Source organism: Pseudomonas sp. UC 17F4 (genome assembly GCF_900101695.1).
In the GTDB taxonomy this organism is placed as follows: Bacteria; Pseudomonadota; Gammaproteobacteria; order Pseudomonadales; family Pseudomonadaceae; genus Aquipseudomonas.
Genome location: NZ_FNKV01000001.1, coordinates 4,424,809 through 4,443,420, shown reverse-complemented (window position 1 = coordinate 4,443,420; position 18,612 = coordinate 4,424,809). Strand labels below are relative to the sequence as shown.

General features: G+C 66.3%; 16 protein-coding genes. 9 read left to right on the top strand and 7 right to left on the bottom strand.

Features of this window, described 5'->3' with window-relative positions:
• Positions 1 to 21: 21 nt before the first annotated feature.
• Positions 22 to 1,599, bottom strand: a complete 1,578-nt coding sequence (locus tag BLR26_RS20180) for a DUF1302 domain-containing protein (RefSeq protein WP_093384830.1) — start codon at positions 1,597 to 1,599, stop codon at positions 22 to 24.
• Positions 1,600 to 1,856: 257 nt separating this feature from the next.
• On the opposite strand from BLR26_RS20180, the gene BLR26_RS20175 reads away from it, so the two are divergent.
• Together BLR26_RS20175 and BLR26_RS20170 are read left to right on the top strand one after the other, a co-directional pair.
• Positions 1,857 to 3,593 carry an FAD-dependent oxidoreductase gene (locus BLR26_RS20175; RefSeq protein ID WP_093384826.1) on the top strand — a complete coding sequence of 579 codons (1,737 nt, stop codon included), beginning with the start codon at positions 1,857 to 1,859 and terminating at the stop codon, positions 3,591 to 3,593.
• Between the two features lie 11 nt (positions 3,594 to 3,604).
• The gene (locus tag BLR26_RS20170) at positions 3,605 to 4,483 is read left to right on the top strand and encodes an SDR family NAD(P)-dependent oxidoreductase (RefSeq protein ID WP_093384823.1); all 879 of its coding nucleotides are present in this window, start codon (positions 3,605 to 3,607) and stop codon (positions 4,481 to 4,483) included.
• Between the two features lie 66 nt (positions 4,484 to 4,549).
• Here the strand turns inward: BLR26_RS20170 and BLR26_RS20165 are convergent, their stop codons facing one another.
• The 6 genes from BLR26_RS20165 to BLR26_RS20140 all read right to left on the bottom strand — a co-directional run bounded on the left by BLR26_RS20165 (position 4,550) and on the right by BLR26_RS20140 (position 11,086).
• Positions 4,550 to 6,121, bottom strand: coding sequence for a FadD3 family acyl-CoA ligase (locus tag BLR26_RS20165; RefSeq protein ID WP_093384819.1), 1,572 nt, complete (start codon positions 6,119 to 6,121; stop codon positions 4,550 to 4,552).
• A gap of 66 nt (positions 6,122 to 6,187) precedes the next feature.
• On the bottom strand, positions 6,188 to 6,934 hold the full coding sequence (locus BLR26_RS20160) for an SDR family NAD(P)-dependent oxidoreductase (RefSeq protein ID WP_093384815.1): 747 nt from the start codon (positions 6,932 to 6,934) through the stop codon (positions 6,188 to 6,190).
• A gap of 99 nt (positions 6,935 to 7,033) precedes the next feature.
• Entirely contained in the window at positions 7,034 to 8,119 is a 1,086-nt protein-coding gene (locus BLR26_RS20155) for a ferredoxin--NADP reductase (protein ID WP_218124491.1), read from the bottom strand.
• Positions 8,120 to 8,138: 19 nt separating this feature from the next.
• Positions 8,139 to 8,894, bottom strand: coding sequence for a glucose 1-dehydrogenase (locus BLR26_RS20150; protein WP_093384811.1), 756 nt, complete (start codon positions 8,892 to 8,894; stop codon positions 8,139 to 8,141).
• Entirely contained in the window at positions 8,882 to 10,561 is a 1,680-nt protein-coding gene (locus tag BLR26_RS20145; protein ID WP_093384807.1) for an FAD-binding protein, read from the bottom strand. Before BLR26_RS20145 ends, BLR26_RS20150 begins: the two co-directional genes overlap by 13 nt.
• A 9-nt stretch (positions 10,562 to 10,570) precedes the next feature.
• Positions 10,571 to 11,086, bottom strand: a complete 516-nt coding sequence (locus BLR26_RS20140) for a flavin reductase family protein (RefSeq protein WP_093384802.1) — start codon at positions 11,084 to 11,086, stop codon at positions 10,571 to 10,573.
• A gap of 362 nt (positions 11,087 to 11,448) precedes the next feature.
• Between BLR26_RS20140 and BLR26_RS20135 the strand changes: the two genes are divergently transcribed.
• The 7 genes from BLR26_RS20135 to BLR26_RS20105 all read left to right on the top strand — a co-directional run bounded on the left by BLR26_RS20135 (position 11,449) and on the right by BLR26_RS20105 (position 18,612).
• The gene (locus tag BLR26_RS20135; RefSeq protein ID WP_045201624.1) at positions 11,449 to 12,633 is read left to right on the top strand and encodes an acyl-CoA dehydrogenase family protein; all 1,185 of its coding nucleotides are present in this window, start codon (positions 11,449 to 11,451) and stop codon (positions 12,631 to 12,633) included.
• Positions 12,634 to 12,759: 126 nt separating this feature from the next.
• Complete coding sequence (locus BLR26_RS20130; RefSeq protein WP_093384798.1) at positions 12,760 to 13,881, top strand: LLM class flavin-dependent oxidoreductase; 1,122 nt, start codon at positions 12,760 to 12,762, stop codon at positions 13,879 to 13,881.
• Between the two features lie 141 nt (positions 13,882 to 14,022).
• On the top strand, positions 14,023 to 14,922 hold the full coding sequence (locus tag BLR26_RS20125; RefSeq protein ID WP_093384794.1) for a VOC family protein: 900 nt from the start codon (positions 14,023 to 14,025) through the stop codon (positions 14,920 to 14,922).
• Between the two features lie 11 nt (positions 14,923 to 14,933).
• The gene (locus tag BLR26_RS20120) at positions 14,934 to 15,815 is read left to right on the top strand and encodes a CoA transferase subunit A (protein ID WP_093387603.1); all 882 of its coding nucleotides are present in this window, start codon (positions 14,934 to 14,936) and stop codon (positions 15,813 to 15,815) included.
• A gap of 11 nt (positions 15,816 to 15,826) precedes the next feature.
• Complete coding sequence (locus BLR26_RS20115) at positions 15,827 to 16,630, top strand: CoA-transferase subunit beta (RefSeq protein ID WP_093384790.1); 804 nt, start codon at positions 15,827 to 15,829, stop codon at positions 16,628 to 16,630.
• Between the two features lie 39 nt (positions 16,631 to 16,669).
• Positions 16,670 to 17,542, top strand: a complete 873-nt coding sequence (locus BLR26_RS20110; RefSeq protein ID WP_045201616.1) for an enoyl-CoA hydratase — start codon at positions 16,670 to 16,672, stop codon at positions 17,540 to 17,542.
• A 2-nt stretch (positions 17,543 to 17,544) separates the two neighbouring features.
• Positions 17,545 to 18,612 carry an NAD(P)H-dependent flavin oxidoreductase gene (locus BLR26_RS20105; protein WP_093384785.1) on the top strand — a complete coding sequence of 356 codons (1,068 nt, stop codon included), beginning with the start codon at positions 17,545 to 17,547 and terminating at the stop codon, positions 18,610 to 18,612.

Genomic DNA, 18,612 nt, shown 5'->3' with positions numbered 1-18,612 from the left:
GGTGCTCCTCCATCAGGGGCTTCAGAAGCGGTACTTGAAGTTGAGGGCGACGTTGTCGCGGTCGGCCAGGGGCGAGTTGTTGGCGTTACCCAGGTAGGCGTTGTAGAGCGCTTCGACGGTGAAGTTGCCGAGGTAGCGCCAGGTGGTGCCGATGCTTGCGCGCTCATCGCCTTGCCCGGCATTGATCGAGCCGGTCAGGGCGCTGTCGTGCTGGGCGGCGCTGCTGTAGGTGACCGGTACCGACATGTCCCAGCCGCTGAACACGTCGTTGTAGTCGAAGGTCGCCTGTACCGTGTAGCCCCAGGCGTCGCGGTCCAGCACCAGGCTGTCGGTGCCCGGCAGGGTCAGGCCGGGGGCCAGGGTCAGCGGGGTCGAGGCGTCGTTGTCGAGCACGGTGTTGTAGACCAGCTCGCCGACCAGGGTGGTGTTGTCGGCAAAGGCGGTCGGGCCGACCACGTGGATCATCGACACCTGGGCCTGCAGGGTCTGCGCCCGCACCGGGCTTGAGAAACCGTTGTCGACCATCACCGGTGCGCCGTCGCGGTAGCTGACCTCACCGGCGATGCTGGTGTCGCCGAGCACGGTACCGAAGCTTGCGCCGTACTGGTCGATGTTGTCGAAGTAGCGCACGCGGTAGTGGCCCAGGTCGGTCTGGAAGTCCAGCGACGGGTTCTTGTCGTGGTAGCGCGAGTAGTAGAGGCCGAACTCGGTGTTGTTCAGCGACTCGGCGGTGTAGCGCAGGGCCGCGCCGTACTGGCCGCTGTCACTGGGCTCGTCGTCCTTGAGGCGGGTAACGAAGCCTGAGGCGTCGCTGAAACCGCCGCGGTCGATCAGGTCGGTGCTGGAAAAATAGCTGCCGACCCCGAACAGGTCGGTCTTCTCCCACTTGTACTGGTAGTAGGCTTGCAGCTCCAGGGCCTCGGTCAGGCTGAACTGGCCGAACACCTGGCCCACCGGCAGCAGCACTTCCTTGACCTCGACCCCGGGGGTGGTGGCCTTGGTCGCATCGACCGGGCTCTGGGCCGCAGAGATGCCCGGGTAGAACAGGCTTTCACCCCAGCTCACCACCTGATCGCCGACCCGCAGGTTGAGGTTGTGGCCGCTAACGTCCCAGCTGCCGTAGGCATAGGCGTCGAGCAGGCGCAGGTCGTCGCGGTGCTGGTCGATGGTGTCCTGGGAGAAGCGGTCGGCGCGCCGGCAGTTGCCGCTGGCCAGGCAGTTGGAGGCACCGCTGTTGTTGTCGTTGCCCTGGTCGTAGACGTTGTCGTAGAAGCCGGCAGCGCGCACGAACAGGCCGTAGTTGTCCTGCCACTTGAGGTTGGCCTCGGTGAGAAAGCCAACGCGGTTGTTGATCAGGCTGCCGCGGTCAAAGGCGTTGTCGCCATCGTTGCCGTCGGCGTTGGCCACCAGCTTGTGGTCGCGGCCCTCGGTACGCCAGGCCAGGCTGTAGGTGAGGGTGGTGTCCCAGTCGATGCTCAGGTCATCGCTGGCCTGAAAGGTCAGGGCGCTGGCCGGGGTGCCCAGGCCGCCGGCCAGCATCAGCATCCCCAGGCGCACGCAGGTATTGAGTGAAGGTGGGGCGATTGTTGTTTTTATCATGTCGTCCTCATGCCGCGGTCAGACCTGCCCGACCGCTGTATTCAAGGTGGGAGGTGAAGCTGGAGGCGACTATGGAATCCCCTTGGCGGCGCAACATCGTCCAAGCGGACTAAGCGATGCCGCCACGTGCGCCGGACGCTGGCGCTAGTCCCATCGGACGATGTTGGCCCGTGCCGGGCATCGAACAATCAATGACCAATGCCCCCGGCCGACCGCCGGCGCGGCCTGTTGTCCATTGCCCTTTACAAGGTGAGCACATGAACGAAGCCGGGATCGACTGGGACCACTGTTGCGACGTGCTGGTGATCGGTTCGGGGGCCGGCGGCATGACCGCCGCCCTGCGCGCCCATGACCTGGGGCTCAAGGCCCTGGTGATCGAAAAAAGTAGCGAATACGGCGGTACCTCGGCGGTGTCCGGCGGTGGTGTGTGGATCCCCAACAACCCGCGCATCAGGGCCCTGGGCGGGCACGACTCGGCCGAGGAAGCTATCGCTTACCTCGAGGCCGTCACCCAGGGCGAGATCGACGACGGGCGCATCGAAACCTACGTCGAGCAGGGCCGGCGCATGCTCGAATACCTCGAACAACACTCGCGGGTGCGCTTCGAGGCGCAGCCGCACTATGCCGACTACTACCCCGAAGTACCGGGCGGCAAGCCTGGCTACCGCTCCATGGACCCCTTGCCGTTCGACGCGGCGCAACTGGGCGACGAGTTCCTGAAGATGCGCGCGCCGTCACCGGGCACGCTGATGATGGGTCGCATGGCCATGACCATGAAAGAAGCCCAGGTGCTGCTGTGTCGCGGCAAGGGCTGGCTGCGCCTGACCTTGCGGGTGATGTGGCGCTACTGGCGCGACCGCACGGGCCGCAAGCTGTCGAAACGTGATCGCTTCCTGACCCTGGGCAACGCCCTGGTCGGCGCCTTGCGCTGCTCGTTGCTCGACCGTGAGGTGCCGCTGTGGCTCGACTGCGCGCTGGAGCAACTGCTGATCGTCGACGGGCGCATCGGCGGCGCCCAGGTGCGCCGCGACGGCAAGCTGCTGCGGATCAAGGCGCGTCACGGGGTGGTCATCGCCGCCGGCGGCTTCGAGCGTAACCAGGCGATGCGCGACCAGTATCACCCGCAGCCCTCGCAAGCGCGCTGGAGCGCAACGCCGCCGCACAACACCGGCGACGGCATTCGCGCCGGCCAGGCCGTCGGCGCGCGCACCGCGCTGATGGAGCACAGCTGGTGGGCGCCGACCACCCATGTGCAGGGCGAAGAGAAGCAGCGCGCGCTGTTTGTCGAACGCACCTTGCCCGGCTGCGTGCTGGTCAATGCCGCGGGCCAGCGCTTCGTCAACGAAGCGGCGCCGTACACCGACATCGTCTACGCCATGTACGCCAACAACCGCGAAGGCGCCAGCAGCGTGCCGTGCTGGATGGTCTTCGACGCCAGCTTCCGGCGTAAATACCCCTGTGGCGCGCTGTTGCCGGGCTATGCCCAGCGCGACTGGCAGTTACCCCGGCACCTGCGCGACTACTTCCACAAGGCCAACAGTCTTGAAGCCCTGGCGACCAGCATCGGGGTCGATGCCGCAGGCCTGGCGCGTACCGTGCAGCGCTTCAATGCCATGGCCAGCCTGGGTCGCGACGAAGATTTTGCCAAGGGCGAGTCGTTGTTCGACCGCTATTACGGCGACCCCGGTGTACAGCCCAACCCGTGCCTGGCGCCGTTGCTGCAGGCACCGTTCTATGCGGTGCGGGTCGATGCCGGCGATATCGGCACCAAGGGCGGCTTGCTCACCGATGTGCATGCGCGGGTGCTGCACGAGGACGGCCAGCCGATCCTCGGCCTGTATGCCATTGGCAACAGCGCCGCATCGATGATGGGCCGTACCTATCCGGGGGCGGGGTCGACCCTCGGCCCGGCCATGACCTTCGGCTACCTGGCCGCCAACCATATCGGCGCGTTAGCCAGTAATCACCAGGCCCAGGCGGCGCTGGTTTCTTGAGGATGCACCCCATGAGTACACAACACAGGCAGGTTGCCGTGGTCACCGGCGCCAGCCGCGGTGTCGGCCAGGGTATCGCCCTGGCCCTCGGCGCGGCCGGCATGACCGTTTACGTTACCGGCCGGGCCCGCGGGCAGGGCGGTTCACATTTGTACGGGCATGCCCTGGACGGCGACCTGCAGGCCACCGCCGAGGCCATCAGCGCGGTGGGCGGGCAAGGTATCGCGGTGACCTGCGATCACGCCGACGATGCCCAGGTGCAGGCGCTGTTCGCCCGGGTCGAGCGCGAATGCGGGCACCTGGATCTGCTGGTCAACAACGCGGCGTTCATCCATGACCAGTTGATCGAGCCGGGGCCGTTCTGGAGCAAACCGCTGGCGCTGGCGGGTATCCTCGACGTCGGCCTGCGTTCAGCCTATGTCGCCAGCTACCATGGCGCGCCGCTGTTGCTGCGCAGCCGCCAGGGGCTGGTGTGTTTCACCTCATCGTTTGGCGCTGGCTGCTACATGCATGGGCCGGCTTATGGCGCGCAGAAGGCCGGCTGCGACAAGCTGGCCGCCGACATGGCCATCGATTTCGAAGATCAGGGCGTCGCCGCCGTGTCGCTATGGTTAGGCCCGCAACTGACCGAGCGCACGCGGATTGCCGGCGAGCAGCATGGCGAGCAGTACAAGGCGTTTCTTGCCGATGCCGAGACCCCGCAGTTCAATGGGCGGGTGATTCATGCGCTGCTCAATGACCCGCAGTTGATGCGCTATTCCGGGCAAACCCTGATCACTGCCGAGATAGCCGCTGGGTATGGCATCAGCGAAGCGGGCGGGCGCCAGCCGCCTTCCCATCGCGGCTTGCTCGGCGACCCGCGCCAGCAACATCCGGCGCGGGTGATCTGAGCGGCGGATTACAACCCCTTCGGGCTCAATCGCCGGCCTTGCCGGCGATGGGCTGCACAGCAGCCCTCACACCCAGCCGCGCAATACCTGCTTGGCCACCTTGCCCGTGGCATTGAGCGGCAAGACCTCGACTACCTGCACCCGCCGCGGCACTTTGTAGTTGGCCATCTGCTCGCGGCACCAGGTATTGAACTGCGCCACGTCAATCACCTGTCCAGGCACCGCCAGCAAGAAGGCCATGGCCACTTCCCCCAGGCGTTCATCGGCAATCCCAATCACGGCGGCCTGGGCCACCCCGGGGTACTGCAGCAAGGTCTGTTCGATCTCCGCCGGGTAAACGTTGAAGCCACCGGTGATGAACATGTCCTTGAGCCGGTCGGTGATGCGCAGGTAACCCTGTTCATCCAGCACGCCAATGTCGCCGGTGTGCAGCCAGCCGTCGGCATCCACCGCTTCGAGGCTTGCCTGCGGGTCGTTGAGGTAGCCGTGCATCAGGTTGTAGCCGCGGATCAACACCTCGCCAGGTACGTTGGCCGGCACCCTGGCGCCGCTGCTGTTGACGCAGCGGATCTGAACCCCTGGCATGGCCCGGCCGCTGGTGCTGGCGACCCGCTCGGCGCTGTCGCCGGGGCGGCAGATGCTGGCAAAGCCGCAGGCTTCGGTCAGGCCGTAGGCGGTGACGATGGTGGCAAAGCCCAGCTCCTCGCGCATGCGCCCGATCATCTCCACCGGGATCGCGGCGGCGCCAGTGACGGCGACGCGCAAGGAGCTCAGGTCGTAGTTCTGGCGTTGCGGGTGGGCCAGCAGCGACTGATACAGGGTCGGCGGCCCGGGCAGGATGTTGATGCGCTGGCGCTGCACGCAGTCGAGCAGCGCCTGCACCTCGAACACCTGCTGCGGGATGATGGTACAGCCGCGCATCAGCGCTGCCAGCCAGCCGGCCTTGTAGCCAAAGGAATGGAAGAACGGGTTGACGATCAGGTAGCGATCGCCCCGGCGCAGGCCGACGATCTCGCTCCAGTCGCGCACCACCTGCAGATTCTGGCCGTGGGCGGTCATCACGCCCTTGGGCTTGCCGGAGGTGCCGGAGGTAAACAACAGGTCGGACAGGGTCTGCGGCCCGACCTGCTGCTCGCGGGCCTGCAACAGCGCCTGCGGCACTTGCTCGGCGAGGGCCATGAACGCCTCCCAGGCCAGGCCGCCGTGGCGCGGCTCTGCCGGGCGCAGGCTGATCACCTGGCGCAGGGCCGGCAGGGTTTGGTCGGCGAGCATGGCCGGGTAGTCGTTATCCAGAAAGCGGCTGATGCAAAACAGCACGCAGGTGCCGCTCTCGCGCAGGATGTGCCCGGCCTCGCTGCCTTTCATCCGTGTGTTCAACGGCACCAGGGTGGCGCCGATGCTCTGCAGGGCGCCGGCGGCAACGATCCATTCCCACAGGTTGGGCGCCCACACTGCCACCCGGTCGGCCACTTGCACGTCCAGGGCGAGCAGGGCGCGGGCGGCCTGCTGGCGCAACAGCTCGAGCTGGCGGTAGCTGATGCGCTGCCCGCCGTCTTCGATGGCCGGGCTGTCGCCGTAGTCCCGGGCGGCGCGGGCGAACAGTTGGGCGATGGTCTGAGCGTTTTCGACAGGCAGCATGATGCCTCCTCAGGCTGAGGATGAATGAGCAGGGAAAGCGCCGGGCAGGCTGCCCGGCACCGCGGGTCAGGCGCTAGGCGGGGCGAAGCGGCGGCCAGCGGAGAAACCGCCGTCCACGGCAATCATCTGGCCGCTGACGAACGACGCTTCGTCAGAGGCAAGAAACAGCGCGACGTTGGCCACTTCGTCCGGCTGCCCGGAACGGTTGAGCATGTGCTGCGAAGCGAAGAAGGCGTGGAATGCCTGCTGTTCGCGGACCATGCTGGTCATCGGCGTTTCGATCAGGCCCGGGCACAGGCCGTTGACGCGGATGTTGGCGTAGCCGTAGTCGATGGCCATCGAGCGGGTCAGCTGGTTGATGCCGCCCTTGGAGACGTTGTAGGCAACGTTGCCGTCGCAGCCCTGCAGGCCGAAGATCGAACCGATGTTGATGATCGAGCCGCTGCGCTGGGCCTCCATCTGCGCCAGCACGTGCTTGCTGGTGAGCATGCTGCCGGTGAGGTTGATGTCCAGCACCCGCTGCCAGTTGGCGGTGCTGGTCTGGGTCACGCTGCCCTGGTCGGCGACGCCGGCGGCATTGACCAGCACATCAATACGCCCGAAGCGGCTGATGACTTCGCTCATCACCTGCTGCACGCGGGTTTCATCGCGCACATCCAGGCTCATGAACAGGCCGGGGAAGTCCGCCGGCGCCTCGCCAATGTCCAGGCCGACGACCTCGGCGCCCTCGGCAATGAAGCGACGCACGCACGCCAGGCCGATACCCGATGCGCCGCCGGTAACCACGGCGACCTTGTTGTGCAAACGAGCCATAACTGAACCTCTGTCTTATTGTTGTGGGGCTGCTGGCGCCGAGTCTAACCGCAGTCGGGGCCGCAGTGATCGTCCGATGAGACTAGCGGGCACCGGCCCTCAGCCGGGGAAGCGCAAGCGCACCCGCGCGCCCAGTGGCCGGCTCTGGCAGGCCAGGGTCCAGCCTTCCTCCAGCTCGCGGGCGCTGAGCACATCGTTGCGCGAAAGATGCGTTTCACCCTCGAGCACCGTACACATGCAGGCCCCGCAAAAGCCTTCTTCGCACGAAGAGGGCACGTCCAGGCCCGCCGCCCGGCAGCTTTGCAGCAGGGTATCGCCGGGCTGGCAACGGATTTCGTGTTGCTCGCCGTCGAGCTCGACCAGCAGCAGCTCACAGGCCGAGTCGCTGCTGACGGCGCGGGCAACGGCCTCTTGCGCGGCGAGTTGATCCGGGTCGGGCGGCGAGACGAAGCGCTCGACATGGATGCACTCGGCAGCTTCGCCCAGGGCCAGCAGGCTGCGCTCGACGGTGTCCATGAACGGCCCCGGGCCACAGATGAAGTAGTCGCCGCCGCGCATTTCGCCGACCAGTTGCTGGACCTGGGCGTCGCGCAAAAAGCCCTGCAGTGAATCGAGCAGGTGGATCACCTGCAGGCGCTGCGGGTGATCCTGGCTCAACTGGCGCAGCTCGTCGCGAAAGATCACCGAGGCTTCGTCGCGGTTGGCATACACCAGCCTGACGGATCGAGCGCCGCTGTGCAGCACCGACTTGAGGATCGACATCACCGGGGTGATACCCGAGCCACCGGCAAACAGCACCAGTGGCCGTGAAGGGTCATTGGCCAGGCGTTCATCCAGGCAGAAGTGTCCGGCCGGTGGCAGCACTTCGAGCCAGTCACCGACCTGCACCTGCTGGTTCATCCAGTTCGACACCCGCCCGTCGACAACCCGCTTGATGGTCACCTTGGGCCGGGCATCGCACAGCGGCGAGCTGGCCATGGAGTAGCAGCGGGTCAGCAGTTTGCCGGCACAGGGCACGCGAAAGCTCAGGAACTGCCCCGGCTTGTAGCGAAAGCGCTCGTGCAGCTGCGCCGGCACCTCCAGGACCAGCGAGCGCGCATCGGCGGTTTCGTCGATCACCGCGCAAACCTGCAGCCGATAGCTGCCGCTGGCCGACACCAGCGAGTCCTGCCCAAGCGCTTGCATGCCCATGTTCATCGTCGCCTCAAATGCCGCTGATCAATTGCGCGTTGTCCACCCGCAGTTCGGCGCCGTTGACGAAGTTCGATTCGTCGCTGGCCAGAAACAGCACCACGTTGGCGATATCGCGCGGCGCGCACATGCGGTTCATCGGGTCCTGGTCGAGCAGCGCCTGGTCGATCGGCTGGCCACCGGCCAGGGCCTGGGTCATCGGCGTGTTGACGCCGTCCGGGTGCACGCTGTTGCAGCGGATGCGATACCCCTGCTGCTTGCAGTGCAGGGCGATGGAGCGGGTCATTGCCGCCACCGCGCCCTTGGAGGCCGAATAGGCGCAGAACATCGGCATGGCGCCCAGGGCGGCCACCGAGGACATGTTGACGATCGAGCCGCCGCCACTGTCCTTCATGGCTTCAATGGCATATTTGCAGCCGAGAAAGTAACCGTCGCCGTTGATCGTCTGGACCTTCTGCCAGGTTTCCAGCGAGGTGTCCTCGATGGTGCCGGCCACCAGGATGGCGGCGTTGTTGACCAGCACATCGAGGCGCCCGAAGTGCTCCAGGGTGGTCTTGACCACCTGCTGCCAGTCGCTTTCACTGGCGATGTCGTGGCGGATGAACAGCGCCTTGCTGCCAATCTGCGCGGCGACTTCGCGACCGGCCTGTTCATTGAGGTCGGTAAGCACCACCCGGGCGCCCTGGCTGGCCAGCAGCAGGGCGTCCTCGCGGCCGATACCGCTGGCGGCGCCGGTGACGATGCAGACTTTGCCTTCTACACGTTGCATGGTTGTTCTCCTGATGGTGCGGGGTTGCGGGCGGCGTGCGCGGCGATATGCGCCGCAGCGCGCCGCCCGGAGTAAATGCAGTCGGCCAGGGACAGGCCGGAGACATATAGGTTGGAGGCCACGCCCACGGCATTGCGCCCGGCGCTGTACAGCCCGGCGATCGGCGCGCCGTGCAGGTCGAGCACCGCGCCGCTGCGCTCGTCGACGCGCAGGCCGCCCAGGGTCAGGGCCGGGCAGGGGAACAGGCGGCTGTCATAGGACAGGTCGAGGGCATACCAGGGGCCGCTGTCCAGCGGGCAGAGCATCGCCGCCGACTTGTCCAGCGGGTCGGCGATTTCGCCTCGGGCCGCGCTGCTGTACTGCGCCACGCTCTGGCGCAGGTTGCCGGCGGGCAAGGCGCAGCGTTCGGCCAGCTGTTCCAGGCTGTGGCCGCGTTTGGCGTTGAACAGCAGGTTGAGCAGCACCGGCAAACGCTGGAAGTTCCACACCTTGCCCGGGCCGACCTGCTTGAGCGCCTGGCACACCAGGGCGCGGTTGAGAATCAGGATGGCCTTGCCGCTCTGTTCTTCAACCATGGCGTGGCCGAGGGTGGCGCCGTACACCTCTTCGTTGCAGTAGCGCAGGCCCAGGCCGTTGACGATCATGCCGCGGGCCCAGGCCAGCGGCGGGTTGATAAAGCGCCAGGCGCTGATCTTGTCCATCCGCGCCAGGCTGGCGCCTGCGCTCTGGCCCAGGAGCAAGCCGCTGCCATCGCAGGCGCTGCTACCCAGCGGCAGGCCGGCCAGGTACTGCGGCGCGTGCCGGGCCACCAGCTTGCGGTTGAAAATAAAACCGCCACAGCTGAGCAGCAGGCCTTTTTCGGCGCGAATCAGGGTGCGCACGGCATGGCGCTGCTCGATCTGTCGCAGGCGCTTGCGCAGCACCTCGGCCAGCGCCGGGGCGTACATCTGCAGGACGCTGACCCAGCGCGCCAGGCGTGCATGGCGGCGGGCGGCGCGGCTATCGGCAGGCAGTTGCCAGGCAACCACACCGAGCACCCGGTCGTGGTTGTCGACCACCAGCTGGCGCACTTCACACTGGCTGCGCAGGCGCACGCCGAGCTTCAGGGCGCTGGCGCGCAGCGGCGCAAACAGGCTGGCACCGGACATGCCCGGGCCTTTGGCGCGGTGCCCGCGAGGGGCGGGTGTGGCTTGCGCGGCGTAGGCCGGCACTGCTTCGTTGCCCGAGTAGTAGAGGTAGTAACGGTCGCTGGGGTAGGAGGTTTTCTGTGGCGGCACGCTGGCTTCGAAGGCCACGCCGTGGCGCTCCAGCCAGGCCAGTTGCTCGACACTGCGCTCGCAGAAGTCGCGCAGGGTGTCGGCCGATACCGCCTCGCCGACTTCCTGGCGCAAATAGTTGAACATCGCCTCGCTGTTGTCCGGGTAGCCGGCGCGCTGCTGGTAGGGCGTGCCGCCACCGGCATAGACCACGCCACCGCTGAGCGCCGTGGCGCCGCCACCGGCGAAGCGGTCCAGGGCCAGCACACTGAGGCCGCTGCTGGCGGCCTCGATGGCGGCGCAGACCCCGGCGCCGCCAAAGCCGACCACCAGCAGCTCGGCCGCGGCGTGCCAGTGCAGCTCTCCCGCATGCTCCACCCGCAGCGGCGCCAATGCGCTCAGGCTGTTCATGGCCCGGCCTCAGCCCGCTGCCGCGATCATGCGCGCGGGCGCTGCGGTGGTGGTGTAGCTGCCATCCAGATAGACCAGCGGGGTGATGCTGGCGCTGGTGCGGATGCGCAGGATGCGGCCAATGAAAATGGTGTGGGTGCCATAGGTCATGCGCCCGTCCTGGCGGCAAAGAATCGATGACTGTGCATCGGCCAGAAACGGAATGCCTTCTTCGCTGGTCTGCCAGTCGCCGCGCTCGAAGCGTGCCTCGCCCTTGATCGCGCCGCTGCACAGGTGCGCCAGGTCTTGTTGCTCGACGCCGAGGATGTTCACGCAGAAGTCGGCGCCGTCCGCCAGGGCGGCATGCGGTGAGGCGCTGGTGTTGACGCAGATCAGCAGCGACGGCGGCTCGGTGCTCAGCGAGTCGACCGCAGTGGCGGCCATGGCGAAGCGCTGGGTGCCGTTGCTGGTACTGATGATGGTCACGGACTTGGCCAGGCGGCGCATGGCCTGGAGCATGTCGGCTTTGAGAGTGTTGTTGTTCATCGCACGGCCTCTGGTTGGCTTGGAGTGCGATGAATTCTTGCAATCGGTGCAAGGCCCAACATCGTCCGAGGGGACTAGGGTTTGTACGGAAAGTGCCTGCGCGACGATCATGCTGCGTTGAAAACAGGCTCGGAATGCTCATTTACAACTCGTAAATTCCGCTTCCTCGCCTGTTTTCGCCTTGCCTGATCGCCGCTCGGCGACTTTTCGTACAAACCCAAGTCGAGCCACGTCGGCGCGGCATGGTCCGTTTGAGGGATGTTGGCCGTCGGGCGCCTTGCTTGAATGCCGGGGCAGAGGCCGGTTGCGCCTCTGCTGCACGCGCGCCCCGGCGGACGGGGTGATCAGAGGAGAACAACAACATGCTCAATCACGACCTGATACGCCAGCGTCTGGCCCAGCGCGCCCGCGAGCTGGTGCCGATCCTGCGTGAACGTGCCGCCCATGCCGCGCAACGTGGCCAGCTACCGGAAGAAACCCTGCGCGATTTCCACGACGCCGGGTTTTTCCGCATCCTTCAGCCGGCGCGCTGGCAAGGCTACGAGCTGCAGCCACGGGACTTTTTCGAGGTGCAGATGACCCTCGCCGAAGGCTGCATGTCCTCGGCCTGGGTGCTGGGGGTGGTGGCCATTCACAACTGGCAACTGGCGCTGTTCGACGACCGCGCCGCCGAGGATGTCTGGGGCCAGGATTCCAGCGTGCTGATTTCGTCGTCCTATATGCCGGTGGGCAAGGTCGAGCGGGTCGAGGGTGGCTTCAAGCTCAGCGGCCGCTGGGGCTTTTCGTCGGGCAGCAAGCATTGCCAGTGGGCCTTCCTTGGCGCCCTGGTGCCGCCGCAAGAGGCGGGCGGGGCGCCGGACTACCGGACCTTCCTGGTGCCGCGCAGCGACTACCAGATCATCGACAACTGGAATGTCATGGGCCTGGAGGCGACCGGCTCCCACGACATCCAGGTGAGCGATGCCTTCGTCCCGGAGTACCGCACCCACCGCGCTGCTGACGGTTTCATGCAGTACAGCCCGGGCAACGCGGTCAACAGCGCGCCGCTGTTCCGCCTGCCGTTCGGGCAGATCTTCGTGCGCGCGGTGTCGTCGTCGGCCATTGGCGCCCTGCAGGGCGCGATCGATCTGTTCGTCGAGCACAACCGCAGCCGGGTCGGGGTCAATGACGGGCGCAAGATGCTCCAGGACCCGGCGGCGCAAACCGCCCTGGCCAATGCCATGGTCTGCGTCGACGAGTGCCGCACGGTGCTGCTGCGCAACTTCGATTTCATGCTCAAGGCCGCCGAGGCCGGCGACGCCCTGGCCATGCAGACGCGGGTGAAGATGCGCTACGACTCGGCGCTGGTCGCCGACAAGTGCGCCAAGGCGGTGGCCGAGCTGATGTTCAACAGCGGCGCCTCGACGATCTTTCGCAGCCACGCCATCAACCGCGCCTTTCGCGACATTCATACCGGCCGCGCCCACGTTGCCAACAACCCGGCCAAGTACGCCTGGAACCTGGGCGGCGTGAGCATGGGCCAGGACAGCAGCGACTTCTTCCTCTGAAGCGCCAGATCACAGAAACCGGCTAGTCCGTTTGCGGGATTCGAGCGGCGCGGCGATCCCCGAGCATGGTGGCAAGGCGCGGGTCCCTGGCGCCGACCGAGCCGTTAACAAGAACAAGGATCAAGCATGAAATTCTCATTGATTTACGAAGCACAGACGGTGGACTCCAGCCGCGAAGGCGACCGCAAGATCTTCGATGACACCGTCGAGCAGGCAGTACTGGCCGACCAGCTCGGTTTCGACACCTTCTGGTGCGTGGAACACACCGCCCTGAGCAACTACTCGCACATGTCGGCGCCAGAAACCATGCTCGCCTTTGTCGCCGGCAAGACCGAGCGCATCGGCATCGGCCATGGCGTGGTGTGCCTGCCGCCGGCGATGAACCACCCGGTCAAGGTCGCCGAGCGCATCGCTACCCTCGACCTGCTGTCCAAGGGCCGGGTGCATTTCGGCGTGGGCAAGGGCGGTACCCAGCAGGAGGCCGGTACCTTCGGCTACGACCTGGCGACCCTGCAGCCGCAGATCGATGAAGCCATGTACCTGATCCCGAAAATCTTCGTCCAGGACGAGATCGAGCACCATGGCGACTTCGTGCAGATCCCCAAGCGGCCGATCCACCCCAAGCCGTACCAGGACCCGCACCCGCCGATGTACCTGGCCTGCACCAACACCGAATCGCTGAAGAACGCCGGCGGGCGTGGCATGGGCGCGCTGGTGCTGGGTTTCGGCGGCCCGGAGGAAATCGCCAAGAAGGTCGAGGTGTACCACCAGGCCTGGGACAACCGTGACGCCAAGCAGCAGGTCGGCTTTCGCCCCAACCGCCACATCGCCGCGCTGTGCCCGGCCATCGTCCTCGACGACAACGAACTGGCGCGGCGTATCGGCATCCGTGGCCAGCGCTACTTCATGGAGTCGCTGGGCTACTGGTACGGCGGCGGCGAGCGGCCAGACCCGGAAAAATGGAAAGACGACACCTACGTCGACGGCAACGGCCAGGCAGTGATCAAGTCGCGCTTTGCCTCCGAGGAAGTCAGCGTCGACTTCTCCGACCCGACCATGGCGATGATGAACCCCAACCATGCCTACGGCACGGTCGAGGACTGCATCGGTTACGTGCAACGCCTGATTGATGCCGGCGCCGACGAGATCCTGTTCATCTGCCAGATGGGCACGGTGCCGCAATGGGCGCAGCTGGAAACCCTGCGCAACATCGGCGAGAAGGTGATTCCGCATTTTCGCAAGCAGTGAGGTGAAAGCATCGCGGGTCAAGCCTGCTCCCACAGACCCGCGAAATTCACCCGATAGCGCTAGTCCCAACAGACGATGCCCGGCCTTGTGCAGCGGGCTTGAATAGCGCTCAACACGTCGATCAACGCGAGGACAACAAGCATGGATATCCGCGGCCTGGGTTACGTCACCCTGCTGTCCACCGACCTGGCGCAATGGCGTCATTACGCAACCCAGGTGCTGGGCATGATGGTGGCCGGCGAGGGCGCTGACAGCGCCCGGCTGTACCTGAAAATGGACGATCGCCCGTACCGCCTCCTGGTGTTGCACAGCGACCAGGACAGCTTCGGCGCCTGTGGCTGGGAGCTGGCCGGCGAGGCCGCCTTCGAGCAGGCAATCGCCGAGCTGCAGCAGGCCGATATCGCCGTCGAGCGCGGCAATGCCGCCCAGGCCGAGCTGCGCAAGGTCCAGGCGGTGGCGCAGTTCTGCGACCCGGACGGCAACCGCCACGAACTGTTCTGGGGCCCGCGCCAGGATTTCGCCCGCTTTGTCTCGCCGGTGGCAGTCAAGGGCTTTGTCACCCATGAGCTGGGCATGGGCCACGTGGTGCTGCCGGCGCCAACCTTTGAGCGCTGCCGCGATTTTTATCAGCGGGTCATGGGCTTTGGCCTCTCGGACCTGATGAAAGTGCGCTTCACCCCTGACCCGGGCGAGCCGGAAAAGCGCATTCATTTTCTGCACTGCAACAATGGCCGTCACCACTCCCTGGCGATCTTCGAATGCCCGGTGCCCCATGGCTGTGTGCACATGATGGTCGAGGTCGACGGCCTCGACGAGGTCGGCCGCGCCCTGGACCGCATGCACGCCCACGGCGTCAAGCTCTCGGCCACCCTTGGCCAGCACACCAACGACCAGATGGTCTCGTTCTACATGAAAACCCCTTCAGGCTTTGACCTGGAGTACGGCTGTGACGGCCTGGTGGTCGACTGGAACCAGCACACCCCCTTCGAAAGCACGGTGGTCAGCCACTGGGGCCACGACTTCAGTGTCGGCCGCCCATGAGGACAACGATGATGGACAAACAAATGACCACGGCGCAGATGGTCGGCCAGCTGCGCGACGGCATGACCCTCGGCATCGGTGGCTGGGGCCCGCGGCGCAAGCCCATGGCGCTGATCCGCGAGATTCTGCGTTCCGACCTCAAGGACCTGACCGTGGTCGCCTACGGCGGTGCCGATGTCGGCATGCTTTGCGCCGCGGGCAAGGTGAAGAAGCTGGTATTCGCCTTCGTCTCGCTCGATTTCATTCCACTCGAGCCGTACTTTCGCAAGGCCCGCCAGGACGCCGCCATCGAGGTCATGGAGATCGACGAAGGCATGCTCCTGCTTGGCCTGCGCGCGGCGGCCATGGGCGTGCCGTTCATTCCCACGGCGGTCGGCCTGGGCACCGATGTGCTGCGCCACAACCCGCAAATCAAACTGGTGGCCTCGCCCTATGCCGACGGCAAGGACTGGGTGGCGATGCCGGCGCTTGACCTCGACGCCGCGCTGATCCACGTCGACCGTGCCGATGCCCGCGGGGTCTGCCAGATCAGCGGCCCCGACCACTACATGGACGATCTGTTCGTGCGCGCCGCCCGCCACAGCTACGTGACCTGCGATCAGCTGGTCGACAGCGACTACTTCCACAGTGCGCCGGAGCGCGCGCACCAGGTGTTCTGGGAGCGCAACCTGACCACCGCCGTGGCCCATGTGCCGGGCGGTGCGCACCCCTCGTCATGCGCGCCGCTGTACGGTTTCGATGTGCCGCATTTGAAGGCCTACACCGCCTCGGCCCAGGCCGAGGAGGGCTGGCAGGCCTATGTCGAGCAATTTGTCGCCTGCTCCCACGAGCAGTACCTGGAACAGGTCGGTGGCCTGGGCGCCATCCGCCAGCTTCCCCTGCCGGTTTTCTAAGCGAGTTTTCTATGACCACGCCAGCTACGACGTACAGCCTCGCCGAACTGATGATCTGCGCCGCCTCCGAGGCCTGGCGCGACGACGGTGAAGTCCTGGCCACCGGCATCGGGGTGATCCCGCGCCTGGCCGCCTCCCTGAGCATGCTGACCAGCAACCCGCAGTTGCTGATGACCGATTCCGAAGCCTACATGGTCGCGGAACCTGTGCCTCTCGGCGCACGCAACGGCTATCAACCCAAGCGCGACAGCTGGATGGGTTTTGCACGGATTTTCGACAACGTCTGGGGCGGCAAGCGCCATGCCCTGGTCGGCCCGATCCAGATCGACCGCTTCGGCCAGGCCAACCTCTCGTGCATCGGCGACTATGCCCGGCCCAAGGCGCAGATGCTCGGGGTGCGCGGCCTGCCGGGCAACTCGATCAGCCATGCCAACTCGTTCTTCGTGCCCAGCCACAATCGCCGGGTGTTCGTCGAAGGCGAGGTCGATATGGTCTCCTCGATCGGCTACAACCCCGCGCGCCTGGCCCGAGGCTGGGCGCTGGATGAGGTGGATATCCGCCTGATCGTCACTGACCTGTGCGTCCTCGATTTCCACGGCCCGCAGCACCAGGTACGGATCCGCTCGCTGCACCCGGGGGTGAGTGTCGATGAGGTGCAGGACAACACCGGCTTCGCCTTGCAGGTGGACGCCGATTGCCCGGTTACTGCCGCGCCCAGCGAGGCGCAGTTGCAGCTGATCAGGCGCCTCGACCCGCACAACCTGCGGGCCAGCCAGTTGAAAGACAACCCCGCCGGCCAGCGCAACCTGCGTTGAGCCAGGCCCGGGCAGTACGCCTTGCCGGAGTAGCAATCGATGAGCGAACAGAACAATAACAACCAGGCCGAGGTGGTGCTGTACGAGGTCCGTGGCGCGGTGGCCATGGTCACCATGAACCGCCCGCAGTACCACAATGCGCAGAACTCGCGCATGACCTACGCGCTGGACGCGGCGTTTCGCCGGGCCTGCGCCGACGACGCGGTCAAGGTCATCGTGCTGTGCGGGGCCGGCCGGCATTTTTCCGCCGGTCACGATATCGGCACCCCGGAGCGCGACGTCAACCAGAGCTTCGAGCGCGTCAGCCTGTGGTACGACCACGTCGACAAACCGGGCGGCGAGTTTCTCTATGCCCGCGAGCAAGAGGTGTACCTGGGCATGTGCCGGCGCTGGCGCGAGATGCCCAAGCCGACCATCGCCATGGTCCAGGGCGCGTGCATTGCCGGCGGCCTGATGCTGGCCTGGGTCTGTGACCTGATCGTCGCCAGCGAGGATGCCTACTTCACTGATCCGGTGGTGCGCATGGGCATCCCCGGGGTCGAATACTTTGCCCACGTGCATGAGCTCAACCCGCGGATCGCCAAGGAATTCCTGTTCATGGGCACGCCGATGCCGGCGCCGCGGGCCTACCAGATGGGCATGGTCAACCGCGTGGTGGCGCGCGAGGCCCTGGAGCCGGAAACCCTGGCCATCGCCGAGCGCATCGCGCAAATGCCGCGCCTGGGCCTGCAGCTGAGCAAGCAGGCGGTGAACAACGCCGAGGATTTGATGGGCAAGCGCGCGACCATGGACATGGTCTTCGGCCTGCATCACTTCGCTCACGCCCACAACGAGCTGGTGTCCGGCGACCGCCTGGGCGGTTATGACGCCCGCGCCATGGCCAGTGCCCAGCGCAAGCCGGAGGGGGTGTAAGCATGACGGTCTGCTTGCAAACGCCGCTCACCGAACTGTTGGGCTGTCGCTACCCGATCATCCAGACCGCCATGGGCTGGGTCGCCGAACCGCGCCTGGTGGCGGCCACCGGTAACGCCGGCGGCTTCGGTTTTCTTGCCGGCGCGACCATCGAGCCGGCACGCATGGAAGCGGCGATCGTCGAGACCCGGCGCCTTAGCGACCAGCCGTTCGGGGTCAATTTTCACATGTACCAGGCCAATGCCGCCGACATCGTCGAGCTGGTGCTTCGGCACAAGGTCAAGGCGGTCAGCTACAGCCGTTCGCCGGGCAAGCAGATGATCGCCCGGCTGAAAGATGCCGGCGTGGTCTGCATCCCCACCGTTGGCGCCCTCAAGCATGCGCAGAAGGCGGTGGAAATGGGCGCCGACGCGGTGACCATCCAGGGCGGCGAGGGCGGCGGGCATACCGGCGCGGTGCCGACTTCGCTGCTGCTCGGCCAGGTGGTCGAGGCGCTCAAGGTGCCGGTGGTCGCCGCTGGCGGCTTCAAGGATGGTCAGGGCCTGGTCGCCGCCCTGGCCTATGGCGCCGCCGGCATCGCCATGGGCACACGCTTTTTGATGAGCGCCGAAAGCCCGGTGCCGAGTGCGACCCTGGCCCGCTACCTGGCGGTCAAGGACCCGGCGGCGGTGATCGTCAGCCGCGCCATCGACGGCATGCCGCAACGGATGATCCGCAACGAACTGCTCGATGCGCTGGAAGCCAGCGGCGGCCTCAAGCGCTGGTTACTGGCGCTCAAAAGTGGCCTGGCCTACCGCCGCCACAGCGGCACCAGCCTGGCGCAGTTGCTCGCCAGCGCGCTGAAGATGCGCGGCAGCGGCGAGCTGAGCGCGGCGCAGGCACTGATGGCCGCCAACGCGCCGATGGTGATCCAGAAGGCCATGGTCGACGGCCTGCCCGCCGAGGGTGTACTGCCGGCCGGGCAAGTGGCAGCGAACATTCACAGCCTGCCCAGCTGCGCCGAACTGATCGCGCAGATCGTCGGTGACGCCGAAGCGCGCCTGGGCGAACTGAGCCGCCGTATTTCATGA